This is a genomic window from Rhodococcoides kyotonense, assembly GCF_001645385.1.
Lineage (GTDB): Bacteria > Actinomycetota > Actinomycetes > Mycobacteriales > Mycobacteriaceae > Rhodococcoides > Rhodococcoides kyotonensis_B.
On sequence record NZ_LVHI01000039.1, the window covers coordinates 136,794 to 161,396 of the forward strand.

A 24,603-nucleotide genomic window follows, 5' to 3' on the forward strand; every position below is an offset into this window, starting at 1 on the left:
GGATCTTCATGTCACGTTCATACCGTGAGACAGGAGCCGCCGACCAGGGACCAGCAATCCACCCTTCACCCAGTCAAGCGTTCGAGGCGCCGCAATTCGCGAGTCCACCTCTTCGAATTGGCGCTCGCGGCAGTCACTCGCACCACCCCTACGCCGCACGCCGCGACAACGCTCCCCGCTGCCCAGATTCCCAGTGCAGCACATACTCCCAACGCTGCATTCTCGATGCCCTTCCTGGGAGGCCGAGTCCAGCTACCCTCGTCGTCGACCCAGATCGGAATCGTCTGTCCCTGTACAGCATCGATCGGTACTTGCACGCGTCCCGAATGTTCGACGTCGGCGACCCTCCATCTCGCCTCAGCGTAGCTCTGCATGACGACCGCGAATTCCGTAGGCGCAGTCACCGGTGCAGGAACGTCCACGACCGTTGCCTGGGCCGGGTGTACATGCGCGCTGTCCAGCGAAGATTCCGCGCCCAGCCTCGAATAGGTCGACGATCCGAACACGGCGGCGACAGGTACCAGCAACAACACGAAACCTACTGCGATCACCGTTGCGAGAGAGGTCATTCGATCCCCACGTCGCATCAACGAATTGCTGCTCCACGGCGCCAGTCGCCACCACCGCACCATGCGATCCAGGTTCATGATTCGGCTGCCACCTGCCCCTCGTACCGCCCCACGATCGAGTCTTATCGACTCGACACGACCGGGTCAGGGACAAAAGTCACGTAGGTTGCCGCGTTGGTCCACCGGAATGCGCCGTAGCTTCCGAGCTCATGGGCGGCGGTAAATAGCACTCGACTGTCTTCGCTCGACGACGGTGCAAAACTCGCCGTTGTACGACGAAACCTGCTCGATCGGCGGACAATGACACCACCGGGACGGGGGTCGGCGGGGCCGCGTTCAGCTCGACGGCAGGCTTCGGCCCACAGCCGGAAGTGGGGGTGTGGGCAGTGGATGAAGTCGACGAACTCGGGCCGGACGGTGCCGCACCCATCACTGCGGCCGTCGATCCGCGGCGCGTTCGAAAGTCGTGACCGTCGTGCCCGGACAACCGATCCTCAGCCGGCTACCCGGTATCGCGACCGCGCGCGACTATCGTCGGGAGTGGCTGCGCCCTGACATCACCGCCGGGCTCGTCCTCACCGCCCTGCTCATTCCGGCGGGGATGGGGTACGCGGAGGCGGCCGGTTTGCCGGCGTACGCCGGCCTCTACGCGACCATCGTTCCGCTCCTCGCCTACGCGCTGGTCGGACCGTCGAAAATACTTGTCCTGGGCCCGGATTCGTCACTGGCACCGTTGATCGCCGCCGCGGTCGCGCCGTTGGCCGTCGCGGACGACCCGGAAAGCGCACTCGCCCTCGCGGGCATCCTCGGCGTCCTCGTCGGACTGGTGTTGCTCATCGGAGGTTTTCTCCGGCTCGGGTTCGTGACCCAGCTCCTGTCCAAACCCATCCGACTCGGCTACCTGAACGCAATCGCGCTCATCGTCGTGGTCGGCCAGCTCCCCAAGCTGTTGGGATTTTCGGTGGACGCAACAGGCCTCGTCGGCGAAATCGGAGGGATAGCGACGTCGGTCGCACGGGGCGAGATCGATCCGATTGCCGCCGCAGTAGGCGTGGCATCGCTGGTTGTCATCATCGGACTGCGGCTCGGGGCACCCCGGGTGCCGGGTGTGCTCGTCGCAGTCGTCGGCGCTGTCGTCGCGTCCGCTGCGTTGGGACTCACCGACGAAATCGGAATGGTCGGTGCATTGCCGGCAGGACTACCGCTGCCGTCGTTCGGCGGAGTCGACTGGGGCGATGTGGGGCGACTCGTCGGACCCGCAGCCGGTATCGCCCTGATTGCGTTCGCCGACACAGGCGTTCTCTCCCGCACCTTCGCTGCTCGGCGTGGCGACGATGTCGACGGCAGCACCGAGATGAAGGCCGTCGGAGTCGCGAACGTCGCCGGCGGACTGTTCGGCGGATTCCCCATCTCGGCGAGTGGATCTCGAACACCGGTTGCCGAACAGAGCGGCGCCCGGACGCAACTTGCGTGCGTCGTCGGCGCCGTCGCGGTCCTGGTGTTCGTACTCGTGGCTCCCGGGGTGACGAGTTATCTCCCCGACGCAGCTCTCGCGGCCGTCGTGATCGTGGCGGCGACCGCGCTCGTCGACGTGAAGGGGTTGGTTCGACTGTGGCGCATGAGCACGGTCGAATTCGGTCTCGCGATCGCAGCATTCCTCGGGGTGGCCCTCGTCGGCGTACTGCAGGGAATTCTCGTTGCCATCGGCCTGTCGTTCGTCGCGGTCGTCGCTCGGGCGTGGCAGCCGTATCGCACCGAATTGATCAGCCTGCCCGATCGCGCGGGGTTCCACGACGTCGAGCGCCATCCGGCAGGGCATCGCATTCCAGGGCTGGTGCTGGTGCGGTTCGATGCACCGTTGTTCTTCGCCAACGGCGAGATTTTCGACGAATACGTACGGTCCGTCGTCGCCGACGCACCCACTCCGGTCGAATGGGTCGTCGTCGCTGCCGAACCGATCACCGGACTCGATACGACCGCAGTCGACGAGCTGGTCGACCTGGACACCTACTTGGAGGGGAACGGGATTCGTCTGGCGTTCGCCGAGATGAAGGGTCCGATCAAGGATCGTCTGATCCGATTCGGTGTCGGCGACAGATTCGACGCAACGCACTTCTTCCCCACCGTCGAGTCGGCGGTGGCCGCCTTTCAGGATCGCGCCTGATCGGACAAGGCATTCGGACGAAACGCCAAGCGCCACAATCCAACCCAATCGAATAGCGGAGTTGCGGGTCGTACGCCTGGTCTCGACCTGGGGACCCGCACGCGAAGCACGCCCGGTTCGACGATGCACCGCACGGGTGTCGCCAGCTCGAGAGATTCACCGTCGACTCCTACCGGGATCCGAGTGGCGTCGGCGGCGACGGTGACCTCGACGGCAGTGTTCTGCGTGAGCCCGTGAATGTTGGTGCGACGCAACAAGCCGACGGCTTGTCTCGTGTTGGCCACGGACACGGTGACCGCGCCGAGGACGCCCCGGTCGAGACGGTCTCGGCGACTCAGGCCCGCCAAATCGGTACTGCCGTACGGATTGTTGCTCACCAGAACTGCCTGCGGGCCCTCGACCGTCGTGTCACCGATTCGCGCGACCAACCGGTGCCCCTCGTTTCCGGTCAGCAGATCCGGAAGCATCTTCAACACCGTGGCAGTCTTGTCGTCGCGATAGGCAGGACTGCGGACGATCTCGGCGTACACGCCGAACGACGCATTGTTCACGAACGGCCGACCGTTGATGAACCCGAGATCGACGTGCAGTTCGACCCCGTCGCGCAGAGCATCCAGTGATCGCGACGGATCGATACGGTCGAGTCCGAGGTCCATGGCGAAGTGGTTGCGAGTTCCTGCACTGATGACCAGGAACGGCACGTGATGTTCCGCCGCGACGGCGGCAACCAGCGCCTGCGTCCCATCGCCACCTGCCACCCCGAGCAGGTCTGCCCCGTGCTCGACCGCTCGTTCGGACAACGCCGTGACGTCGACAGTGCCCGGCCCCTCCAACAGGACGACGTCCGCGCCCAGTTCCTCGGCCTTGCGCTTCAGATCGAACTTCTCGACCTTTCCGCCACCCGAATACGGATTCATGACGACGAACGGGCGTTGCGGCGGGGGCACGTCGTACTCGGGCATGCTCGCCTCGGCACGTCGTTGCCGCAAAGCGCGACGGGCACACGCGACGGCCAGCGCCGCGAGCGCATAGGACAGCAACACGACCCAGAACAGACGGGATCGTACGAACAACGCGAGCATGACGATCGGCGCAGCGATCGCGATTCCGAGCCCCAACCACCGGAACAATCCGCGCCGAGTGAGAAACCAGTACAACGCGGCGACCGTGACGACGACTCCGCCTACACCCACGAGCACGAGCGCAACGGTCCCGAGCACGCCGGCGAACACCACCGGAACGACGGACGCCGCGGCAGCGAACAGTATGGCCGCACGTGCCGACCACCGTCGACTTCCGTTCCCGCTCATCGACCCTCCCCCCGACTTCGACGCCACCCCGGTCCATCTTCCGCCATCGACGGCCGTCGTTGTCAGCTGTTCGAGATCAAAGACCGTGAGAAGAAGGCAAGGTTGGCCGGCCGCTCGGCAAGTCGACGCATGAAGTATCCGTACCATTCGGTCCCGTACGGCACGTAGACCCGAACTCGGTGCCCCTCCTCGACGAGCCGGGTCTGTTCGGCGTCGCGTATTCCGTAGAGCATCTGGAACTCGAAGTCGTTCGACGAGCGATTCTCGCCGACGGCAAGTCGCTGGGCAGCGGAAATCATCACGGGATCGTGTGTGGCCACCATCGGGTATCCCCTGCCCGACATCAGGATTCGTAAGCACACGAGGTAGCTCTCGTCCACCGACTGCGCTTCCCGATAGGCCACCGACGCCGGTTCGTCGTATGCCCCCTTGCACAGGCGAATTCGTGATCCCGGTCCGGCCAAGTCGTGACAATCCTGTTCGGTTCGCTTCAGGTACGCCTGCAGCACCGTTCCGACCGTCGGGAAGTTCTCGCGCAGTGCGCGCACGATGTCGAGCCTCGACTCGGCTGTGGTGTGATCCTCGGCGTCGATGGTGACCCGCGCGCCCACTTCTGTTGCTGCCGAACAGATTCTGCGAGCATTGTCGAGTGCGATCCGAGGGCCGTCCTCGGGCAAACACAGCCCGAGAGCCGTCAGCTTCACGGACACTTCCACCGAACGAGTCGAGACGCCGGTCCTCGGTAGCGGCAGCTGCGCCAGAGCGGACAGCAAGGTCAGATAGTGCTCGACGGTCGCCGTCGCTTGCGCGGGTTCTCCGGTGTCCTCGCCGAGGAAGTCGACGGTGATGTCACGCCCCGACGACAGGATCGCGGCTGCTGCTCGCACTGCATCGTCCTCGGTGTCGCCTGCGACGAATCTGTCGACGACCTTCTTGGTCACCGGTACCCGCGTGACGGTGCGTTCGATGCGTGAAGACCGAGCCGCAGCCAGCAGCACCGGCCGGACGAGAGTGGAGAACGGAATCACAGCTCCTCCTTCTGATGCGGATACGAGTGGTCGGTCGGGGGAACGAACGTTTCCTTGATCGTCCGTGCGGACGCCCACCGCAACAGGTTCAGCGGAGACCCTGCCTTGTCGTTGGTTCCCGACGCCCTCGCGCCGCCGAACGGCTGCTGGCCGACGACAGCGCCCGTCGGCTTGTCGTTGACGTAGAAGTTGCCCGCCGCGAACCGAAGTCCCTCGGCAGCTTTCGCCACTGCAGCCCGGTCGTCGGCGATGACGGAACCGGTGAGTGCGTACGCCGAGCCCGTGTCCACGACGTCGATGATGTCGTCGAACGCGCGTGGCCTGGAGTCGTCGTAGACGTGGATGGACAGGATCGGCCCGAAGTACTCGGTACGGAACGCATCGTCGGTGGGGTCGTCTCCGAGCAGAACCGTCGGCTCCACGAAATAGCCGACACGGTCGTCGACGCCACCACCGGCTGCGATCGTCAGACTCGGGGTTGCCTTGGCTCGCTCCAAGGCGGCCGCGTTGCGATCGAATGCGCGTTTGTCGATGACGGCGCCACCGAAATTGCGGAAGTCCGTGACGTCGCCGTAGGACAGCGACTGCACCTTGTCGATCAGGTCGGTGCCCATCGCCGACCAGACCGACGCCGGAACGAACGCACGCGATGCTGCCGAACACTTCTGGCCCTGGTAGTCGAACGCGCCGCGGATCAATGCGGTGGTGAGCACGTCGGGGTCGGCACTGCTGTGCGCGAGCACGAAATCCTTGCCACCGGTTTCACCGACCAACCGAGGGTAGGAGTCGTAGCTGCCGATGCTGTGTCCGACCTGCTGCCACAGTGACTTGAACGTCGCTGTCGATCCCGTGAAGTGGATCCCGGCGAGACGGGGATCGGACAACGCGACGTTCGAGACCTCGGGTCCGTGCCCGTTGACCAGATTGATGACACCAGGCGGCAGGCCCGCCGCTTCGAGCAGCCTCATCGTCCAGTAGGCGGCGAGAGACTGGGTTCCCGACGGCTTCCACAGGACGGTGTTTCCCATGAGCGCCGGCGCGGTCGGGAGGTTCCCTGCGATGGCGGTGAAGTTGAACGGCGTGATCGCGTACACGAACCCTTCGAGAGGACGGTACTCGACCTTGTTCCATACACCCGGAGACGAGACCGGTTGATCCTCGAGGATCTGCCGGGCGAAATGCACGTTGAAACGCCAGAAATCCACGAGTTCGCACGGCGCATCGATCTCCGCCTGATACGCAGTCTTGGATTGTCCCAACATCGTTGCCGCAGCGATCTTTTCACGCCATGGTCCGGCCAGTAGGTCCGCTGCACGCAGAAAGACGGCTGCGCGATCGTCGAACGACAGGGCACGCCATGTGGGTGCGGCATCGGACGCAGCGGTGATGGCGTCGGAAACGTCGGTGTCCGTCGGCAGCGTGAAGGTGCCGAGAACACTGGCGTGCCGATGCGGTTGCACCACGTCGATCGTCGGGCCCGGACTGCGCCGGTGCTCCCCTCCGATGACGTGGCTGATCTCGGTATGCGCACTCGACAGTTCGGCCAGTGCGTCCTGCAGTCGAGTGCGTTCCGCGCTTCCTGGTTCGAAGGACCCGACGGGCTCGTTGGTCGGCCGCGGAGTGTTCGTGATCGCGTCCATGATGCGTCCTCCTCGAAACAGGGCGGCATCTCGCCGCGGTGGTCGTCCTGATAGCAGTCAACATCGATTCGCGACGGCGAAATTCAGCCGATCGGCCGAAGTTTCCGGGCAGAATTCGTACCGTCGAACACATGGACGTCGTCACGTTGGGTGCACTTCTCGACGCGCTGGACTCGGCCGTCGTCGGTCTGTTGGAAGCGCCGACCGGCGATGACGTCGTCGTCACCACGGCCGAATTGGTGGACGGCGACGAGCTCGTCGCAGGCCGGAACGCCCGCACGCCGTTGTCGGACGTCTATCTCCTGGTCGGCGTCCACGAGGACGACGCCGTCACGTGGCTGCACTCGCTCGGCTCGACGGCACCCGAGGCCCGGCCGAAGGTCGTGATGACGAAACACGCTGCACGTCGGTCGTCGATGGCCGCTGCAGCCCGTCGAGCCGGCGTGGCCCTGGTGGCCGTGCACCCTGACGCGCGATGGAATCAACTGTTTCCGTTGATACAGCGGGTTCTTCGGCGCACCCGCGTCGGCGACCCCGATTTGCTCGCCGCGGAGACAGACCTGTTCGACCTGGCGCGCATCACCGCCGACAACGCGTCGGGAATGGTGTCGATCGAGGACGTGCACTCGCATGTCCTGGCCTATTCAGCGTCCGACGAGACCGCGGACGAGCTTCGTACACTGTCGATTCTGGGACGCGAGGGGCCGCAGGACTATCTGCGCGCGCTGCGGGACTGGGGAGTTTTCGATCGCCTTCGCGACAGCGACGACGTCGTCGACATCCCTCCGCACGACGAACTCGGTACCGAACACCGTCTGGCGGTGAGCATTCGACAGCCGTCGCTGGACGGAACCCTCCCGCCACGTAACCTCGGGACGATCTGGCTGCAGCAGGGCAACACTGCGTTTTCCGACGATGCAGCCGATGTGCTGCGGGGAGCGTCGGCGATCGCGGCGACACTCATCTCGAGAACACTCGACGCGTCGACCACCCACGGCGTTCTGATTCAGCGTTTGTTCGGTGCGCGAGGCACCGGCGTCGACGTGCCGTCGATCGCGAGCGCTCTCGGTCTACCGGTCGACGGCCCTGGCGCGGTGATCGGATTCGCCCTCGTACCGGGCTCCTCGGCGCCCGTCGCGGATCTTGCGACGATGGGAAGCGCTCTGCGACTACATGCGAGCGCGTTTCGACGAGACTCGATTGCGACCATCGTCGACGAGCGCGCTTACGTTCTACTCCCCCGATATTCGTCGCCCACCGCCGTGACGGCGTGGACTCGTCAGCTCGTCGCGCACTTCGAGACCAGATACCGCGCGGTCCTCCATGCGGCAATTGCGCTCGACATCGAGCATCCCGGCCGCGTCGCGGCAGCGCGGACCGAAGTGGACCGGGTACTGAACGGCACCGCGACGTCGACGACGGGCACACGCGTCACGACATTGGCGGAATCGATGACCGCGGTACTGCTCGGCGAGTCCCTCACGGTGCTCCACAGCCATCCCGAATTGCACGACCCGCGCGTGCAGGCGTTGTTCGAGTACGACGAGAACAAGGGCTCGTCGTTACGACAGAGCGTGGAGGCGTTTCTGTACGAGCACGGTGACGTGCGCGCGGCTGCTCGGCGAGTGCAGGTGCACCCCAACACACTTCGCTATCGCCTCCGTCGTGTCGAGCAGATCGTGGGGATCGACCTGTCCGACCGAGCGGACCGGCTGCTGCTCGAACTGCAGCTCGCGCTGCCGCGTAACTCACCCGGACGATGAATATACGCAATCCGTCGACGAGAAATGCCTTACTCCGGGGCCGGAACCCTCTTCAGGATCGCCCGCATGCTCGAGGCGCTCACGACGGGGAACGCGGCGGCCACGAGCCAGGGTGATCCCGACGCCCACCCGGTGTCCGGCACCGCATCGACGACGGCACCGACGACAACCGACCCGACGAGCACGCCGATGCCACCCAGCGACGCCATGAATCCGTAGTACGAGCCCAAACGCCTCTCGGAAGCGAGGCGAGGAACGAGATCGCGCGCCTGCGGCAGTGTGACCATCTGTCCGAGCGCGAGCACGAGGACGAACACGGCGGCCGGGAGCAGACCCACCAGACCGTCGAGCTGCAGCGGCGTCGCGAGCGCGACGACCACGAACGACAGTGCCATCACCACGAAACCGATCGACAGAACCACGCGCGGTGGCCTGCGGCCGACCGTCCTGGTAACGAACATCTGCGACGACACCACGAACACCGCGGACAGGGCGAAGAACCACCCCAGCACCGACTGCGAACCCCACGCACGTTCGACTTCGAGAGGGAGCAACAGGTACAGCTGGTTGTAGGCGATCAACTGGGAGCTCATCGCGAGCGCGAACAGCACGAACACCCTGTTGTGCACCACTTCGTTCCACCCCGCGAGCCAGGAGTCCCCCCGATGCTCGCCCGGCTCTCGGGGCAGCCACTTCAGGTGCGCCGCAAGCACTCCGACGAAAATCAACGCCGCCACCACGCACGCGAGCCGGAAATCGACGAGCAACAAGAGCGATCCCACCAAGGGACCGGTGAACGATCCGATCTGATTGCACACCGACAGCAACGCGAATGTCTGCACTCGGCCGGGTCCGCCGTCGCGATCACTCTTGCCCGCCTCGGTCGCTATCGCGGATTCGACCGCGGGCGAGAACAGAGCCGCCGCGAATCCGACGGCAACCGTCGAGGCGAGCACGCCGGCCAGAGAGTCCGACACGGACAAGCCGAGGAACCCCGCCACGCGCACGACACAGCCGACGAGGACGACGGGCTTGACGCCCCATCGATCGGACAGAGTCCCCCCGACGAAGAAGAGCCCCTGCTGCGAGAACGTCCGCACTCCGAGCACGACGCCGACCACGGCTGCGCCGAGACCGAGATCGCCGGTCAAGTGCACCGACAGGTACGGCAGCACCATGAAGAACCCGACGTTGAACGTCAACTGGGTCAGGACGAGCAAACGAATCGCAGGGCTGGCCCGCCTCATCTCGACGATGAACGACCAGCCCCATTTTCGTGCTCGAGTGTCAGGGCCCGCGGCCACGCACATCTCCCTCGTCGACCGATGTTGCCGACAGGGACGTTACCGGTGCGGATCGATGTGACTTCACCGCGCGGGATAGGTTAGCCTATCCGCGTTCGTCGCCACGTACGTTCTGCGCGAGTGAATGGCGCAGCAACGCCGCGTCCACTCACGCATCGGTCTCGTCGAAAGAGTTTCCTACAGTGAGTGCACTCTCCAGACGCGTCGGCGTCCTGTCGACCGTCGCCCTGCTCGCCGGCCTGCTCACCGCATGTGGCGAATCCGAGGCCGTTTCTCAGACCGACGCCGTGGCCGGAAACGGCGACACCTCGTATCCGCTCGTCATCGACAACTGCGGGCAGTCGGTCACGGTGGACACGCCTCCGCAACGGGTGGTTTCCCTCGATCAGAACTCCACCGAGATTCTGCTCTCGCTCGGACTACAGGACCGCATGGTCGGCACCGCGTCGTGGACCGATCCCGTACGGGAGAATCTCGCGGCCGCGAACGCCGAGGTCCCGAGACTGGCAGACAACGCCCCCACCTACGAAGTGGTGCTCGACGCCGAACCCGACTTCGTCACTGCATCGTTCGGACGCCACTTCAAGGAAGGTGGCGTCGCCGAACGCAGTCGTTTCGCAGAGACCGGGGCGCAGACCTACCTGTCGCCGACGGACTGTGACAACGGAGTGAGCATCAACGGCGGCAACAAGAGAACCACCCCGCTGACGATCGACTCTCTCTACCAGGAGATCTCCGAACTCGCCGAGATCTTCGACGTTCAGGACCGCGGCACCGCACTCGTGACCGAACTGCAGAATCGCATGGATTCGGCGACGCAGGACATCACCGATTCGGGCGAAACCATGGCGTTTTGGTTCGCCGACACGAAGAGCCCCTACATCGCCGGCGGCCGCGGCTCGGCGAACCTCATCGCCACCACCGTCGGCGCCACCAACGTCTTCTCCGACATCGAAGACGACTGGCCCGCGGTCGGCTGGGAAACCGTGGTGGACCGCGACCCATCCGTGCTCGTCCTCGGTGACCTGCTGCGTGCGCGATTCCCCGGCGATGTACTTGCAGACAAGATCGCGTTTCTCGAATCCGATCCGGTGACCAGAACGATGCGTGCGGTCCAGGACAAGCGCTACATCTCGTTGCACGGCGCCGAGATGAACCCGTCGATCAGAATGGTCGACGGTGTGGAGAAGGTCGTTGCGGGCCTTCGCGAGATCGGTTCGCCGTCCTGAGCACGCAGACCACGGTCGACGCGCGTGGTGCGCGCCGACAGGTCGGTCTCCCCGTCGTCATCGGAAGCGGGCTGGCGCTACTGCTGCTGTCCGTTGCCGCGGCGATGACACTCGGGCCGGCGAACGTGTCGTTGGTCAACGTCCGCGACATCGTGACCAATCATCTCGGACTGACCGACATTCCGGTCAAGGTGTCCAAGAACGCCATCGTCTGGGAAGAACGTCTACCTCGAAGCCTGGTTGCCGCGGCGTGCGGCAGCGGTCTCGGCATCTGCGGCGTCATCATGCAGTCCCTCTTGCGCAATCCGTTGGCCGATCCGTTCGTGCTCGGCATCTCCTCCGGCGCGTCCACCGGAGCGGTGATCGTCGGAGTTCTCGGAGTCGGCGGGGCAGCACTGGGGTTGTCCGGCGGTGCGTTCATCGGCGCCCTGGTGGCGTTCGGTCTCGTCCTCTTGCTGGCGAACCTGTCCGGAGGAAACCACGACCGCGTCATTCTCGCGGGTGTGGCCAGCACGCAACTGTTCTCGGCCCTGACATCGTTGGTCATCTTTGCCTTCGCCGACTCCGACGAGACTCGGGGCGTCATGTTCTGGCTGCTCGGATCGCTCGAGGGCGTCCGGTGGAACGACGTCGTCCTGTGCGTGGCAGTCGTCGCGGTCGGCGTCGGCATCTGCTTCTACTACGCGTTCGTGCTCGACGCGTTCAGCTTCGGCAACGAGGTCGCGTCGTCGCTCGGAATCGACGTCCGCACAGCACGAACGGCGCTCCTCGTCGTCACGGCACTGATCACCGCGACGCTTGTCAGCGTTGCAGGTGCCATCGGGTTCGTCGGCCTCGTATTGCCGCATGCTGCACGGTTTCTCGTCGGACCTCGTCACCAGCGACTGATTCCGGTGACCGCGGTCATGGGTGCCGTGTTCATGGTGTGGGTCGACGCCGTCTCACGCGTCGCGTTCGCCCCGACTCCTCTGCCTGTCGGAGTCGGCACCGCACTCGTGGGTGTTCCCGCGTTCATCGCCATCCTCGCCCGACGGAAAAGGTCGACGTGACACTCGCAGCTACCGACGTACGCTGGCAGCGCGGCGCAGCGCTCGTCGTCGACGGCGTCTCTCTCACGCCCGAGCCCGGCGACACCGTCGGCCTGCTCGGCCCGAACGGATCCGGCAAGTCATCGCTTCTGCAGCTGATGAACGGTGCGGTGAAACCGACCTCGGGTGTGGTCACGCTCGACGGCGCGGACATGAACGCGGTGCGTCGTCGCGACATCGCGAAAGTGGTTGCGGTCGTGAGTCAACACGCCGACACCGATTTCGATCTCACCGTCGCCGACGTCGTGCGACTCGGCCGAATCCCCCACCGCGGCGCATTCGGCGGAAACGCCACGGCAGACCAGCGTGCCGTCGACGCCGCTCTGGCGCACACCGGCCTCACCGACAAAGCACACCGGCTGTGGCATCAACTGTCCGGTGGTGAACGGCAACGTGCACAGATCGCCCGAGCACTCGCGCAGGAACCGCGGGAATTGTTGCTCGACGAGCCGACCAATCACCTCGACATCCAACACCAACTCGAATTGCTGTCACTGGTGTCCCGGTTGCCCATCACGAGCGTCGTCGCACTGCACGACCTCAACCTGGCGGCGATGTTCTGCACCAAGGTCATCGTTCTGTCTCGAGGCCGGGTCGTCGCAACCGGAATTCCGTCCGAGGTGCTGACCGAAGAACTGATCGAAGAGGTCTACAACGTGCGCGCCCGGGTTCAGGTCGACGACGACCGACGGGTTTTCATCCGGTTCGGAATCTGAGGTGCGCGACCGACCGACGGTCGGACGTAAAGTCGAACGATGACTGTGCGAGCGGGTGTCGTTGTCACGGGAACGGAAGTTCTCTCCGGCCGGGTCACCGACAGAAACGGCCCGTGGGTGGCCAAGCAGCTACTGGAGATGGGCGTCGACGTCGCGCACATCACCATCTGCGGGGATCGGCCCGGTGACCTGACCGCGCAGCTCCGATTTCTCGCGGATCAGCAGGTCGACCTGATCGTCACCACCGGGGGCCTCGGTCCGACCGCCGACGATCTGACCGTGGCGACGGTTGCCGCCCTGTACGGCCGGGAACTGCACGTCGACGTCGAACTCGAGGAACGCATCCACGCAATCGTGCAGCGATGGCGAAGCCGACTGAGCTCGTCGACCGACTCCGAACCGCTACGGGCGGGGATCCGCAAGCAGGCTCTGGTTCCACACGGTGCCGAATCCATCCCGCCGAGGGGAACGGCACCCGGCGTGGCGATGCCCGCCGACGAATCTCGTTCACTACCTGCCGTTCTCGTATTGCCGGGCCCGCCTCGCGAACTGCAGGCGATGTGGCCGGATGCCGTCGAGAGCACACCGGTCGCCGAGGTACTGGCCCGCCGAGCGCGGATCCGGCAAGACACCATTCGCGCCTATGGGCTGTCGGAGGCCGACCTTGCCGCGACGTTGCGGACGGCAGAGAGCCGGATGACGGGATTCGACGATCTGGAAATCACCACCTGCCTACGGCTCGGGGAGCTCGAAATCGTCACCCGATACGAGGAGTCCGCGGCGGACACGTATTCGACTCTGGCAGGCCTCATCGACGACGCCCATGGCGCACAGATCTTTTCGACCGACGGGTCCACCGTCGACGACATAATCGCGCGTCACCTGGCTGGGCGACGGATCGCCACGGCAGAATCGTGCACGGGCGGGATGATCGCCGCCCGTCTCACCGATCGCGCAGGCTCGTCGGCGTATGTCACAGGCGGCGTGGTGTCCTACGCCAACGAGGTCAAGACGAGCCTCCTCGACGTCCCCGCCGGCATTCTCGACGAGCACGGTGCCGTGAGCGAGCAGGTGGCGGCGATGATGGCGGAAGGCGCGCTGAAGACGATGAACGTCGACGTCGCAATCTCCACGAGCGGCATCGCAGGACCAGGAGGCGGCACCGAGACCAAACCCGTCGGCACCGTGTGCCTCGCACTCGCGTTCGCCGACCGGCCCACCATCACCCGGACGCTGCGTCTCCCCGGCGACCGAGCCAGTGTGCGTTCGCTTTCCACCACCGCGGCGATGCACATGCTTGCCGACGCGTTGTCACCTGATCATCGAATGGAGCCCGGTTCCCAGTCGTCGGAGCACACCTGATCGACCACGTCACCGTTGCGTTCACGCTACGCTGTGGCGCGTGAGTTTCTCGGTCCGGCCGGCAACGTCGTTCACCGACCTGAGTACCGTACTCGGGCCCAAGAACCCGTCGTCTTCGGTGTGCTGGTGCCTCAGTCACCGACTCGACGCCAAGACGAACAAATCACTCGTCGGTGTGCAGCGCGGCGCCTACGTCGAGACGTTGACTCACCGAGACGTTGCACCGGGAGTACTCGCCTATGCCGGTGACGAGGTCGTCGGCTGGGCTGCGGTGGCGCCGCGGGCCGAACTGCCGTTCGCTCGGTCACGGAAGATACCGCACGTCGACGCGTCGGCGGTCTGGACGGTGTGGTGTATCCGGGTCCGCCCGGGATACCGCAAACGGGGCGTTTCGCACGTCCTTCTCGACGGCGCCGTCGAATTCGCTGCACACCACGGTGCGCCGGCGCTGGAGGGATATCCGGTCGACAACAGGGGTGAGAAGGTCGATCCGACGATGGCCTACGTCGGAACCCGCAGCTTGTTCGAAGCATCGGGCTTCGTGTTCGCGGCCGAGACGTCCGCGGTCTCCGGTGGATTCACCCGGGTGGTCATGCGCAGACAACTGCACGGGTAGCCCGCGTCGCGACGGTAGATGATGCGACGCGGGCTACGCCGTGAACTACATCGCCTCGATCTTCGGCAGGATGTCGTTCTTCAGGCGCTTCATGTCGTCCATCGTCTTCGGCGTGGGGACATCGGCGAAGGGCGGCCACACGAGGAGCTTCGTCAGGCCCGCTTCGCGGTACCGCTTGAGCTTGTCGGTCACCTGACGTTCGGATCCGACAAGCAGGTTGGTCGCCTTACCAGCCGGGGTGTCGTCCATGTCGACGTCGGTGATCACGGTCCAGATCATGGTCGCGATGTCGAGGTCGTCGACCGTTCGTGCCGTGTCGAGTTTGTCGAGTTCCGTTGCGATTCCGGCGCGCCAGGTTGCGATCTCTTCGGGAGAGTCCTGAATGCCGATCCAGCCGTCGAGACCGTACCTGGCGACTCGCTTGGCTGCGCGTTCGGCGTCCTTGAGACCGCTGAAATACATTGGCGGACGCGGAGTCTGCAGCGGCTTCGCTCCGAATCCGCTGGGGCCGAAATCGGCGAATTCGCCGTGGTACTCGAACACATCGTTGGCCCAGATACCCTGCAGGATCTCGATCGTCTCTCGCAGGTGTTGATGGCGACGCGGGAAAATATGACTCGCGCTGGCGGCCGCGAATTCCTCTGGCATCCAACCGGATCCGACTGCAACGTTGAGTCGACCGTTGCTCAGGTGATCGATCGTCGCCAGTTCGGCGGCCAAGACGCCCGGCGCGCGGTACGGGGTGTCGATGATACTCATCCCGATTCGAATGGTGCTGGTCTTGGCCGCCAGCCACGGCAGCAACGGGAAGCCCTGTAGGAATTCGCCCCGCGAGGACACGGGCAGTTGCTTGGGCAGCTCGTGCATCATCCCGAAGGCGTATTCCATCTCGGCGCGGTCGGAGGCCTCCGGGACGATTATTCGGTCCAGGGTCCAGACCGACTCGTACTCGAGTTCCTCCGCCAGGCTGGTGAGGTCCTCGAGTTCGGCGACGGTGATCTTCTCGCGGAAGTTGGGCAAGTACAAAGCAAGCTCGAACATGTGTGTTCCTCCTCGTGAGGTCTGTATGGATCGATGGGTGCGGCTCAGTCGGCGACCAGGGTCGACCTGATTTCGGTCTTGAGAATTTTCCCGACGGTCGAGCGCGGGAGGTCAGGCCACACCTCGATCTGCTTGGGCGCCTTGACCGATCCGACCCGATCCTTGACGAAGGCGATGAGTTCACTCGGCGCCGGGGACGCACCCTCGTGGAGCAGGACCACAGCAGTGACGCGCTCGCCCCACTTGTCGTCGGGCAAACCGATCACTGCGCAGTCACGGACGGCATCGTGGGCCATGAGCGCCTGCTCCACCTCTGCGGAATACACGTTGAAGCCGCCGGTGATGATCATGTCCTTGGCGCGGTCGACGATGAAGAGCAGACCGTCGTCGTCGAGGTAGCCGATGTCGCCGGTGTGGTGCCATCCGTGCGCCGACGCAGCGGCGGTCGCTTCGGGATTGCGGAAGTATCCGGCCATCACCAGCGGTCCGCGGACGCAGACTTCGCCCCTGGCCCCCGTCGGGACCGGGTTTCCGGCTTCGTCCAGAATCGCCACCATCACCAACGGCGACGGGTAGCCGGCGCTCGTCAGGCGTGCGTCGTCGATGCTCCCGTCGGGGCGACGGTGTTGAGCGGGCGACAGCGTCGAAATCATCATCGGCGCCTCGGACTGGCCGAACAGCTGTGCCATCGGGCCGATCCGTTCGAGCGCTTCGGCGAGGCGTGCGCTCGAAATGGGCGCCGCCCCGTACCAGAAGCATTGCAACGACGACAGATCCGTCGCGTCGAGCCTCTCGTGTGCCAGTGTCATGTAGATCAACGTGGGCGGCAGAAAGGTGTGTGTGATCCGGTGACGCGCGACCAGCGCAAGGAACTCGCCTACGTCGGGATGGTCCATCACGACTATCTCCCCACCCAGCGCCATGATGGGGAAGCACAACACCCCGGCCGCATGAGTGAGCGGTGCCAGCGCGAGGTACCGGGGACGGCCGACGAACGGATACTGCATCAGCACGATCGATGTCATCGTCTGCAGATTGCCGTCGGTGAGCATGACGCCCTTGGACTTGCCGGTAGTACCGCCTGTGCCCACGAGTGCGACGACATCGTCGGCAGATGTCGCGTCCGGCGCATCGTCATCGGCTGCCGCGGCGAGCCAGTCGTCGAAACCCTCAGCGACACTGTCGGACTCGCCGAACCGCACCAAGGTGGTGAGCCTGGACAGCCGGGGCGCGATCTCGGCAACCAGTTCGTCGAACGCCGGCTGGAACAGTAGCGTCGTGCAGTCGAACAAGTCGAGCAAGTCGGCGTTTTCCTGTGCAGCGTTCCGCGGGTTGATGGGGCACCAGACCGCCCCCGACCGGGCGATGCCGAACACACACGCGAACGACGTCGGGTGGTTGGCCGAAAGAATCCCCACTTTGTCCCCGGGCATCACGCCGGCCCGTCTCAACGACCGGGCCACCGATTGCGACAGAGCGACGACGTCTCCGTACGACAAGGACTCGCCGTTCAGCGTGAGACACGGCGCGTCCGGGCCGAGGGACGCACCCTTGTCGAGGTAGAAAGCAAGCGTCACAAGGGAACTCCCGCCGTCGAACTGGCGGACACGCGGTTCACATCCCCATCCCGCCGTCGACGGGAAGTCCGGCACCGGTGATGAACTTGGCGGCGTCGGAAGACAGGAACACCACGGCGTCGGCCATGTCGTCGATCTGGCCGAGACGCCCCAGCGGAGTGAGCTCCGCGACCGCGCCTGCGGCGGCCTCCGGCGACTCGAACAGTCCCAACGCTGCCGTCTCGACAGCGAGCTTGTTGCCCATGGCCGTCGGCGTGAGTCCCGGATAGATCGAGTTGACGCGCACGCCGTAGCCGAGCTTGCCGGATTCAGCCGCGGCCACCCGGGTCAGACGATCGATACCCGCCTTGGACGCCGAGTAGATCGCGATACCGGGGAACGCGATCGTCGCCGCGACCGAGGCGATATTGACCACCGAACCACCGGCGCCGGCTGCCCCACCCGGGCGCATGGCTCGGAAGGCGTGCTTGATGCCGAGCGCCGTCCCCAGGATGTTCACGGTCAGCAGCGCCGACGCTGCTTCGGCGTCCAAGTCGACGAGGAGGTCGGTCACCTCGACACCGGCGTTGTTGACGACGATGTCGAGTCCGCCGAGCGCGGCCACGGCCGCCGACGTCGCTGTCTCCCACCCCGCATCGTCACGGACGTCGAGGTGGAAGTACTCGGCTTTGGCGCCCGTGGATCGAAGGTTGTCCACCGTCTCCCGGCCCAGGTCGTCGTTGATGTCCGCGACGGCGACCGCCGCTCCCGCTTGCGCCAACGCTGAAGCCATACCGGCGCCCAGCCCTTGTGCGGCCCCGGTGACGAGGGCCGTTCGGCCGGAAAGGTCGTAACTGGTCATGAATGTGCCTCTTTCTCGACAGACCGCAACGCGACGGTGCAACACCCGGCATAGTTCTGAATGAATGAGATCGTCGTCACATTACGAGGCTTGTTTGACAACTGTCAAGGATTTTGGACACGTGTCCAAATTGGCCTCCACGACGTACCTGAGATGCACACCAGCCCTGACTAGCGCCGTACACTCGGTCGATGACCGATGCCACGCAACTGGACGCGCGGACGGGCGCACGCGGCCCGGAGAAGTTCGCGGCACGGCGCGTCGAGCTTGCTACAGCCACCCTCATCACACTCGCCGAGCTGGGGTACGCACGCACCAGCCTGCGCGAGATTGCACAGAACTCGTCGTTCTCCCATGGAGTGCTGCACTACTACTTTCGAGACAAACTGGACCTCATCGCCGAGGCTGTGCGGATCTACGAGGGCGTGTGCGTCACGCGATACGACGAGGCAGTCGCCTCTGCGACTACGGCCGAGGAACTTCGGCAGATGTTCTCTACGATGTTCGTCACGACGCTGCAGTCCGATTCCTCGTTACACCGGCTCTGGTACGACTTGCGTAACCAGACCCGCTACGAAGCATCGCTGCGCGCAGAGGTGAGCGAGATCGAAGCCAGGCGAACCGACATGGTGTGGAACGTCGTGAGCCGCTACTGCGAATTGCGTGGTGAACCAGCTCGGCTGCCCCAACAGCTGATCTACCTGACATTCGACGGGATCGCCCAACAAGGCCTGGACAACCTGCTCGACGGCACCGACCCCGACATGACGCGTTCGCAGACCCTTCTCGAACAAGCCTTCGACGCAATCTGACCGAATCATCCGGCGTCGGTAGGCGCCATGCCCAAGCCACCGCTACGCTGAGCTATCGACAACGATTGTCAGCAAGCGGCAATCTCGACCGAGGGAGTACGAACCATGGCGTTTCCGATCATCGTCGCGAAAGCAGTATCGACGGTCGTGACGGGTGCGGTCGGCGTCGCCGCATACAACGGTGCGAAGAAGTTGTACGAGAAAGCGCCTGTTCGTAAGGTCGCGGTGTCGGTCACCGAGGTCGGACTCCGCGCAGCACGAAAAGCCGAGGTACAGGCGGAGTCTGCGCGTCTCGCGGTGTCCGACGTCGTCGCCGAAGCTCGGGACCGCCTCGGTGAGGACGTGCCTCCTCCCGTGGTATCCGAGACCGGACACGGACATTCGCACTGACACCGGGCATACCGTGTCGACTTCGGTTGTACCGCAACACGATGTGCTCCCTGAGGGGTTCGAGATCCTGTCCGACGCGGCCGGCCGGATACGGCTACGCGTCGACTGGTTGAAGTCGAGCCCTGGACGCGCGGTGGCCATCGAGGATCACGTCGACAAAGTCCACGGCGTCCGCGCGGTGCACGTGTATCCGCGCACTGCGTCTGTCGTCGTGTGGTACTCGCGCGCTCGCCTCGACCGCGCGGAGTTGTTCTCGGCTGTCGCCTCCGGCCGTGACACGGCCTGGGCACTGGTGCCTGCGCGCAGTCCTCGTTCTGCCGACGTCACCAACGGCGACGTCCTTCGCATGACCATCGGCGGCGCTGCGCTGGTCCTGTTGGGACTGCGCCGGTATGCATTTCGACGCCCGCCGATTCTGGGCCCCACCAGTCGAGTCGTCGCGACGGGCGCCACGATCTTCACCGGCTATCCGTTCCTCAAAGGCGCGCTGCGATCTCTGGCAGGCAGTCGAGCAGCAGGTACCGACGCACTGGTCAGCGCGGCAACCGTTGCCAGCCTCGTGTTGCGGGAGAACGTCGTCGCTCTGACCGTTCTGTGGCTGCTCAACATCGGCGAATACCTGCAGGAGTTGACGCTCAAGCGAACCCGGCGGGCCATCTCCGATTTGCTCAGCGGCACCCAGGACACCGCGTGGATCCGGCTCGCCGACGGCTCCGAGATCTCTGTCGACGTCGACCGTCTCGAAGTCGGTGACGACGTCGTCGTCCACGATCACGTCGGCGTTCCTGTCGACGGGACGGTGGTCGACGGCGACGCGGTGATCGACCAGTCGGCGATCACGGGTGAAACGCTGCCCGTGTCGATCACCGCCGGCGACCGCATCCACGCCGGTTCTGTCGTGATTCGTGGCCGCATCGTCGTGAGGGCGTCCGCCGTGGGGCGTGACACCACGATCGGCCGCATCATCGCGCGGGTCGAGGAGGCGCAGGAGGACCGTGCGCCGATCCAGACCGTCGGCGAGAACTTCTCGAGGCGTTTCGTTCCTGCGTCGTTCATCCTGTCGGCGCTGACGCTTCTGGTGACCCGTGATGTGCGGCGTGCGATGACGATGTTGCTCGTCGCATGCCCATGCGCGGTGGGCTTGTCGACGCCCACGGCGATCAGCGCGGCGATCGGAAACGGTGCTCGGCGAGGCATTCTCATCAAGGGCGGCTCGCATCTCGAGCTTGCGGGCCGCGTCGATGCCGTGGTGTTCGACAAGACGGGTACGTTGACCGTCGGCCGCCCGGTCGTCACGAACGTCGTGTCCTTTCACGACGCCTGGGAACCGGAGCAAGTTCTCGCATACGCCGCGAGTTCGGAGATCCATTCCCGTCATCCGTTGGCGGAAGCCGTCATTCGCTCCACGGAGGAACGCCATATCGCAATTCCTCCGCACGAGGAATGCGAGGTCCTCGTCGGCTTGGGAATGCGCACGGTCGCCGATGGGCGGACACTGCTTCTCGGCAGCCCGTCGCTCCTGCGCAGCGAGAACGTCGATGTATCGGAGAAGGCAGCCGATTGGGTGTCACGGTTGCAGCGCGAGGCCGAGACTCCCCTGCTCCTCGCGGTCGACGGGACTCTGGTCGGTCTGATCAGTCTGCGAGATGAGGTGCGCGCCAACGCATTGCGCGTCCTGAACGAGCTACGCGCCGACGGGGTGGAACGCATCGTCATGCTCACCGGTGATCACCCGGAAACGGCGGCTGCAGTGGCTGCCGAACTCGGCATCGACGAGTGGCGGGCCGAGGTCATGCCGGACGGGAAATTGGAAGCCGTACGCGAGCTGCAGGAAGCGGGCTATGTCGTCGCCATGGTGGGTGATGGCACGAACGACGCGCCCGCGCTGGCCGTCGCCGACATCGGTATCGCAATGGGATTGGCGGGGACCGATGTCGCCGTCGAGACCGCGGACGTCGCACTCGCCAGCGACGACCTGGACCGACTACTCGACGTCCGCGACCTCGGCAGGCATTCGGTGTCGGTCATCCGACAGAACTACGGAATGTCCATTGCCGTGAACGCCGTCGGCTTGATCGTCAGCGCCGGAGGCGCCCTCTCCCCCGTGCTGGCGGCAATTCTGCACAACGCTTCCTCGGTTGCGGTGGTGGGCAACAGTTCCCGGCTCATTCGTTACCGACTGTGAGCGTTACTCGACCATCGGTTCGTTCACCTGTGAGGACCACGTGTCGGAGCGGTGTTTGCAGGCAGGTACCGCGGGTACGCGCACGTCGTGACTACTGTGAACCGGATCACCGAGCCGTGGGGTGAGCGCACCCCCTTCTCCCGCGGCGAGCGGTGGCCGGTACGCGTGGACACTCATCTTGCCGACGGAGTGTCCGACGCGGACGTCGACGCCTGGGTTCAATCGGCGTCGCTTCTGCACAGCAACGGCGATGCCATGGACATCGCGGTCAAGGACGGCTCCATCGTGGGGGTTCGTGGTCGGGCCGACGACCGGGTCAACCACGGCCGTCTCGGACCCAAAGACCTTTACGGGTGGCAGGCCAATGCGTCACGCGATCGTCTCACGACACCGCTGATTCGCGTCGACGGTGAACTGGTGGAAACCGACTGGGACACCGCGATGAACCGAATCGTCGACCGCAGTCGCGCCCTGTTGGACGAGCAAGGGCCCAGTGCGCTCGGCTTCTACACGAGCGGGCAACTGTTCCTCGAGGAGTACTACACCCTGGGAGTGATCGCACACGGGGCGATCGGCACGAACCACGTCGACGGCAACACCCGCCTGTGCACGGCCACCGCGGCGGAGGCCCTGAAGGAATCGTTCGGCTGCGACGGGCAACCCGGAAGCTACACCGACGTCGATCACGCCGACGTCATCGCGCTGTTCGGTCACAATGTCGCCGAAACCCAGACGGTGTTGTGGTCACGCATCCTCGACCGACTCGCGGGAGAGGATCCACCTCGCATTCTGTGTGTCGATCCTCGTCCCACCCCCGTCGCCCGGGCAGCGACCATCCATCTCGCGCCGTTGCCCGGCACGAACGTGGCGTTGATGAACGGGCTCTTGCATCACGTGATCGCCTCCGGGTGGATCGACAAGGACTACATCGACGCGCACACGGTCGGCTTCGACGAACTGTCTTCGCGCCTCGCCGATTACACCCCCGAACGGGTCGCCGATATCTGCGGCGTGTCCGCGGACGACATTCGCAGTGCTGCCGAACTGGTCGGTACCGCGGACCGTCTGCTTTCGACGGTTCTGCAGGGTTTCTACCAATCGCATCAGGCCACCGCCGCCGCGGTACAAGTGAACAACCTGCACCTGCTGCGCGGCATGCTCGGCAAACCCGGGTGCGGGCTATTGCAGATGAACGGGCAACCCACCGCCGAGAACACTCGCGAATGCGGTGCCGACGGAGACCTCGCGGGCTTTCGAAACTGGTCCAACGACACGCACGTGCAACAGTTGTCGCAGTTGTGGAACCTCGAGATGCACAGCATCCCGCACTACTCCCCTCCCACCCACGCCATGCAGATCTTCCGCTACGTCGAACAAGGTTCGATCCGCATGCTGTGGGTCAGTGCCACCAACCCGGCGGTCTCGCTACCGGAGCTGTCCCGGATTCGATCCATTCTGTCTCAGCAGCGCCTGTTCCTGGTGGTTCAGGACATATTCCTCACCGAGACAGCCGAACTCGCCGATGTGGTTCTCCCGGCCGCGACCTGGGGCGAGAAGCTCGGTACTTTCACCAATGCCGACCGAACCGTCCACCTGTCCGACAAAGCCGTCGAACCGCCCGGACACGCGCGCGCCGATCTGGACATCTTTCTGGACTACGCACGTCGAATGGACTTCCGAGACAAGGACGACAATCCGTTGCCTCATTGGCAGGACCCGGAATCCGCATTCGAAGCGTGGAAAAAAGCCAGTGCGGGACGCCCGTGCGACTACACCGGGCTCACATACGCACAGTTGCGCGGCGGCAGCGGAATTCAGTGGCCCTGCACTGCGGATCGGCCGAACGGCACCGAGAGGCTGTACGAGAACGGTCAGTTCGCCGCCTCCCCTGACTACTGCGAGAGCTACGGCAAGGACCTCGTCACCGGCACCCCCGTCGAACCGACCGAGTATCGCGCGATGAACCCGGACGGAAAAGCGATCTTCAAAGCCGCGGAGTATCTTCCGCCGCACGAACGGCCGAGTGTCGAGTATCCGTTCGCGTTGATCACCGGACGCACCCTGTACCACTTCCACACTCGAACCAAGACGGCGCGCGCTCCGCAGCTGCAGGCCGCCGCACCACAAGTATGGGTGGAAATGTCCGCGGGGGACGCGCGCGAGCATCAGATCTCCGAAGGCGATCTGGCGAGGGTGCGCTCCCCTCGTGGGCACATCGACGCTCGTGTCCGAATCACCGATATTCGGCCCGGAGTTCTGTTCGTGCCGTTCCACTACGGCTACTGGGACTCGCACGACGGCGGAAGACACGAGAGAGCCGCGAACGAAATGACCATCACCGACTGGGATCCTGCGTCGAAACAACCTATCTTCAAGACCTCCGCTGCGGACATCGACCGCGTGGCGGGGTCCTCCGACGACACGACGGCGACTCGGTCGCCGTTCGAGAAGTCGAGAAACGAGGCCAGGTCATGAAGATTGCGTTGGCGCTGCGAGAACTCCATCGCTCCGAGGCCAAACTGACACGAATCCTGTCGACCATCGCCGCCCGCCACCGCGTCGAACCGGAAGTCCATCACGTCGCCCTCGACATCCGCGGGTGGTCGATCGACCATCTCGCAGCCCTGGCCGAACATGGGCGGCACTACGAACTCGACCTCGACGCTGAACCTCGCACTGCGGCACTCGGTACCACTGTGCAAGAACAGATCAGCACCCTGCTCGGCCGACGACCCGAACCGGCCCTGGTGCTGCTGATGGATCTCAGGCATCTGCACCGTGCCGCCGCCGGGGTGTCCCTCGATTGGGAGCTGCTCGCGCAAGGAGCGCAAGCGGTCGGCGATACAGACCTGATCGACCTGTGCCAGCGCTGTCACCCCGACACTCTGCGGCAGATGCGATGGGCGAACGGGATGCTGAAGACACTGTCACCACAGGTGCTCGCAAGCTGAAGCAACTGAAGTCGTTG

20 protein-coding genes are annotated in these 24,603 nt (G+C 64.8%); 12 read left to right on the forward strand and 8 right to left on the reverse strand.

All coding sequences use genetic code 11. From position 1 onward, the window contains the following. Window positions 1-65: 65 nt before the first annotated feature. Window positions 66-647 (reverse strand): Rv1733c family protein, encoded by a 582-nt coding sequence (locus A3K89_RS23240; protein WP_068431380.1) that lies wholly within the window; start codon window positions 645-647, stop codon window positions 66-68. A 397-nt stretch (window positions 648-1,044) separates the two neighbouring features. Between A3K89_RS23240 and A3K89_RS23245 the strand changes: the two genes are divergently transcribed. Further along, window positions 1,045-2,733, forward strand: a complete 1,689-nt coding sequence (locus A3K89_RS23245; RefSeq protein ID WP_068431510.1) for a SulP family inorganic anion transporter — start codon at window positions 1,045-1,047, stop codon at window positions 2,731-2,733. On the opposite strand, the gene A3K89_RS23250 is transcribed toward A3K89_RS23245, so the two are convergent. The 3 genes from A3K89_RS23250 to pruA form a co-directional block, all read right to left on the reverse strand. Further along, entirely contained in the window at window positions 2,718-4,043 is a 1,326-nt protein-coding gene (locus tag A3K89_RS23250) for a diacylglycerol/lipid kinase family protein (RefSeq protein ID WP_068431382.1), read from the reverse strand. The two genes, A3K89_RS23245 and A3K89_RS23250, sit on opposite strands and share 16 nt — an antisense overlap. A 62-nt stretch (window positions 4,044-4,105) precedes the next feature. Beyond that, the gene (locus tag A3K89_RS23255; protein WP_068431511.1) at window positions 4,106-5,068 is read right to left on the reverse strand and encodes a proline dehydrogenase family protein; all 963 of its coding nucleotides are present in this window, start codon (window positions 5,066-5,068) and stop codon (window positions 4,106-4,108) included. Continuing rightward, window positions 5,068-6,711 (reverse strand): L-glutamate gamma-semialdehyde dehydrogenase, encoded by a 1,644-nt coding sequence (gene pruA / locus A3K89_RS23260; protein ID WP_068431385.1) that lies wholly within the window; start codon window positions 6,709-6,711, stop codon window positions 5,068-5,070. Before pruA ends, A3K89_RS23255 begins: the two co-directional genes overlap by 1 nt. Before the next feature lie 131 nt (window positions 6,712-6,842). Between pruA and A3K89_RS23265 the strand changes: the two genes are divergently transcribed. Beyond that, the gene (locus A3K89_RS23265) at window positions 6,843-8,474 is read left to right on the forward strand and encodes a PucR family transcriptional regulator (protein WP_068431512.1); all 1,632 of its coding nucleotides are present in this window, start codon (window positions 6,843-6,845) and stop codon (window positions 8,472-8,474) included. Window positions 8,475-8,503: 29 nt separating this feature from the next. Here A3K89_RS23265 and A3K89_RS23270 read toward each other — a convergent pair whose 3' ends face one another. Further along, the gene (locus tag A3K89_RS23270) at window positions 8,504-9,784 is read right to left on the reverse strand and encodes an MFS transporter (protein ID WP_068431388.1); all 1,281 of its coding nucleotides are present in this window, start codon (window positions 9,782-9,784) and stop codon (window positions 8,504-8,506) included. 176 nt (window positions 9,785-9,960) lie between these two features. On the opposite strand from A3K89_RS23270, the gene A3K89_RS23275 reads away from it, so the two are divergent. From A3K89_RS23275 to A3K89_RS23295, 5 genes are all read left to right on the forward strand, one after another. Next, the gene (locus A3K89_RS23275; protein ID WP_068431389.1) at window positions 9,961-11,007 is read left to right on the forward strand and encodes an ABC transporter substrate-binding protein; all 1,047 of its coding nucleotides are present in this window, start codon (window positions 9,961-9,963) and stop codon (window positions 11,005-11,007) included. A gap of 83 nt (window positions 11,008-11,090) precedes the next feature. Continuing rightward, entirely contained in the window at window positions 11,091-12,056 is a 966-nt protein-coding gene (locus A3K89_RS23280) for a FecCD family ABC transporter permease (protein WP_068431390.1), read from the forward strand. Continuing rightward, window positions 12,053-12,811, forward strand: a complete 759-nt coding sequence (locus tag A3K89_RS23285; RefSeq protein WP_068431391.1) for an ABC transporter ATP-binding protein — start codon at window positions 12,053-12,055, stop codon at window positions 12,809-12,811. The genes A3K89_RS23280 and A3K89_RS23285 overlap by 4 nt, the downstream gene beginning before the upstream one ends. Window positions 12,812-12,850: 39 nt before the next feature. Further along, window positions 12,851-14,173, forward strand: a complete 1,323-nt coding sequence (locus A3K89_RS23290; protein WP_068431393.1) for a competence/damage-inducible protein A — start codon at window positions 12,851-12,853, stop codon at window positions 14,171-14,173. A gap of 40 nt (window positions 14,174-14,213) precedes the next feature. Then, window positions 14,214-14,789, forward strand: coding sequence for a GNAT family N-acetyltransferase (locus tag A3K89_RS23295; RefSeq protein WP_068431396.1), 576 nt, complete (start codon window positions 14,214-14,216; stop codon window positions 14,787-14,789). A 45-nt stretch (window positions 14,790-14,834) separates the two neighbouring features. On the opposite strand, the gene A3K89_RS23300 is transcribed toward A3K89_RS23295, so the two are convergent. The 3 genes from A3K89_RS23300 to A3K89_RS23310 are packed head-to-tail and all read right to left on the reverse strand — an operon-like array spanning window position 14,835 to window position 18,248. After that, on the reverse strand, window positions 14,835-15,830 hold the full coding sequence (locus A3K89_RS23300; RefSeq protein WP_068431397.1) for an LLM class flavin-dependent oxidoreductase: 996 nt from the start codon (window positions 15,828-15,830) through the stop codon (window positions 14,835-14,837). A 44-nt stretch (window positions 15,831-15,874) separates the two neighbouring features. Further along, window positions 15,875-17,407, reverse strand: a complete 1,533-nt coding sequence (locus A3K89_RS23305; protein WP_068431398.1) for an acyl-CoA synthetase — start codon at window positions 17,405-17,407, stop codon at window positions 15,875-15,877. 37 nt (window positions 17,408-17,444) lie between these two features. Then, on the reverse strand, window positions 17,445-18,248 hold the full coding sequence (locus A3K89_RS23310) for an SDR family NAD(P)-dependent oxidoreductase (RefSeq protein ID WP_068431400.1): 804 nt from the start codon (window positions 18,246-18,248) through the stop codon (window positions 17,445-17,447). A 191-nt stretch (window positions 18,249-18,439) separates the two neighbouring features. Here A3K89_RS23310 and A3K89_RS23315 point away from each other — a divergent pair, with 191 nt between their 5' ends. The 5 genes from A3K89_RS23315 to A3K89_RS23335 all read left to right on the forward strand — a co-directional run bounded on the left by A3K89_RS23315 (window position 18,440) and on the right by A3K89_RS23335 (window position 24,586). Then, window positions 18,440-19,060, forward strand: a complete 621-nt coding sequence (locus tag A3K89_RS23315; RefSeq protein WP_068431403.1) for a TetR/AcrR family transcriptional regulator — start codon at window positions 18,440-18,442, stop codon at window positions 19,058-19,060. Window positions 19,061-19,165: 105 nt separating this feature from the next. Then, window positions 19,166-19,450 (forward strand): DUF1490 family protein, encoded by a 285-nt coding sequence (locus tag A3K89_RS23320; protein ID WP_068431406.1) that lies wholly within the window; start codon window positions 19,166-19,168, stop codon window positions 19,448-19,450. A 43-nt stretch (window positions 19,451-19,493) separates the two neighbouring features. Continuing rightward, the gene (locus A3K89_RS23325; RefSeq protein ID WP_174551499.1) at window positions 19,494-21,635 is read left to right on the forward strand and encodes a heavy metal translocating P-type ATPase; all 2,142 of its coding nucleotides are present in this window, start codon (window positions 19,494-19,496) and stop codon (window positions 21,633-21,635) included. 87 nt (window positions 21,636-21,722) lie between these two features. Beyond that, window positions 21,723-24,110 (forward strand): molybdopterin oxidoreductase family protein, encoded by a 2,388-nt coding sequence (locus tag A3K89_RS23330; protein WP_068431513.1) that lies wholly within the window; start codon window positions 21,723-21,725, stop codon window positions 24,108-24,110. Continuing rightward, complete coding sequence (locus A3K89_RS23335; RefSeq protein ID WP_068431412.1) at window positions 24,107-24,586, forward strand: hypothetical protein; 480 nt, start codon at window positions 24,107-24,109, stop codon at window positions 24,584-24,586. Before A3K89_RS23330 ends, A3K89_RS23335 begins: the two co-directional genes overlap by 4 nt. Window positions 24,587-24,603 lie beyond the last annotated feature (17 nt).

What these genes read in the sequence shown, in the direction of transcription:
- A3K89_RS23315 (WP_068431403.1), top strand. Translation starts at nt 18,440, where the DNA reads ATGACCGATGCCACGCAACTGGACGCGCGGACGGGCGCACGCGGCCCG.
- A3K89_RS23270 (WP_068431388.1), bottom strand. Translation starts at nt 9,784, where the DNA reads ATGTGCGTGGCCGCGGGCCCTGACACTCGAGCACGAAAATGGGGCTGG.
- A3K89_RS23240 (WP_068431380.1), bottom strand. Translation starts at nt 647, where the DNA reads ATGAACCTGGATCGCATGGTGCGGTGGTGGCGACTGGCGCCGTGGAGC.
- pruA (WP_068431385.1), bottom strand. Translation starts at nt 6,711, where the DNA reads ATGGACGCGATCACGAACACTCCGCGGCCGACCAACGAGCCCGTCGGG.
- A3K89_RS23320 (WP_068431406.1), top strand. Translation starts at nt 19,166, where the DNA reads ATGGCGTTTCCGATCATCGTCGCGAAAGCAGTATCGACGGTCGTGACG.
- A3K89_RS23300 (WP_068431397.1), bottom strand. Translation starts at nt 15,830, where the DNA reads ATGTTCGAGCTTGCTTTGTACTTGCCCAACTTCCGCGAGAAGATCACC.
- A3K89_RS23265 (WP_068431512.1), top strand. Translation starts at nt 6,843, where the DNA reads ATGGACGTCGTCACGTTGGGTGCACTTCTCGACGCGCTGGACTCGGCC.
- A3K89_RS23310 (WP_068431400.1), bottom strand. Translation starts at nt 18,248, where the DNA reads ATGACCAGTTACGACCTTTCCGGCCGAACGGCCCTCGTCACCGGGGCC.
- A3K89_RS23335 (WP_068431412.1), top strand. Translation starts at nt 24,107, where the DNA reads ATGAAGATTGCGTTGGCGCTGCGAGAACTCCATCGCTCCGAGGCCAAA.
- A3K89_RS23290 (WP_068431393.1), top strand. Translation starts at nt 12,851, where the DNA reads ATGACTGTGCGAGCGGGTGTCGTTGTCACGGGAACGGAAGTTCTCTCC.
- A3K89_RS23250 (WP_068431382.1), bottom strand. Translation starts at nt 4,043, where the DNA reads ATGAGCGGGAACGGAAGTCGACGGTGGTCGGCACGTGCGGCCATACTG.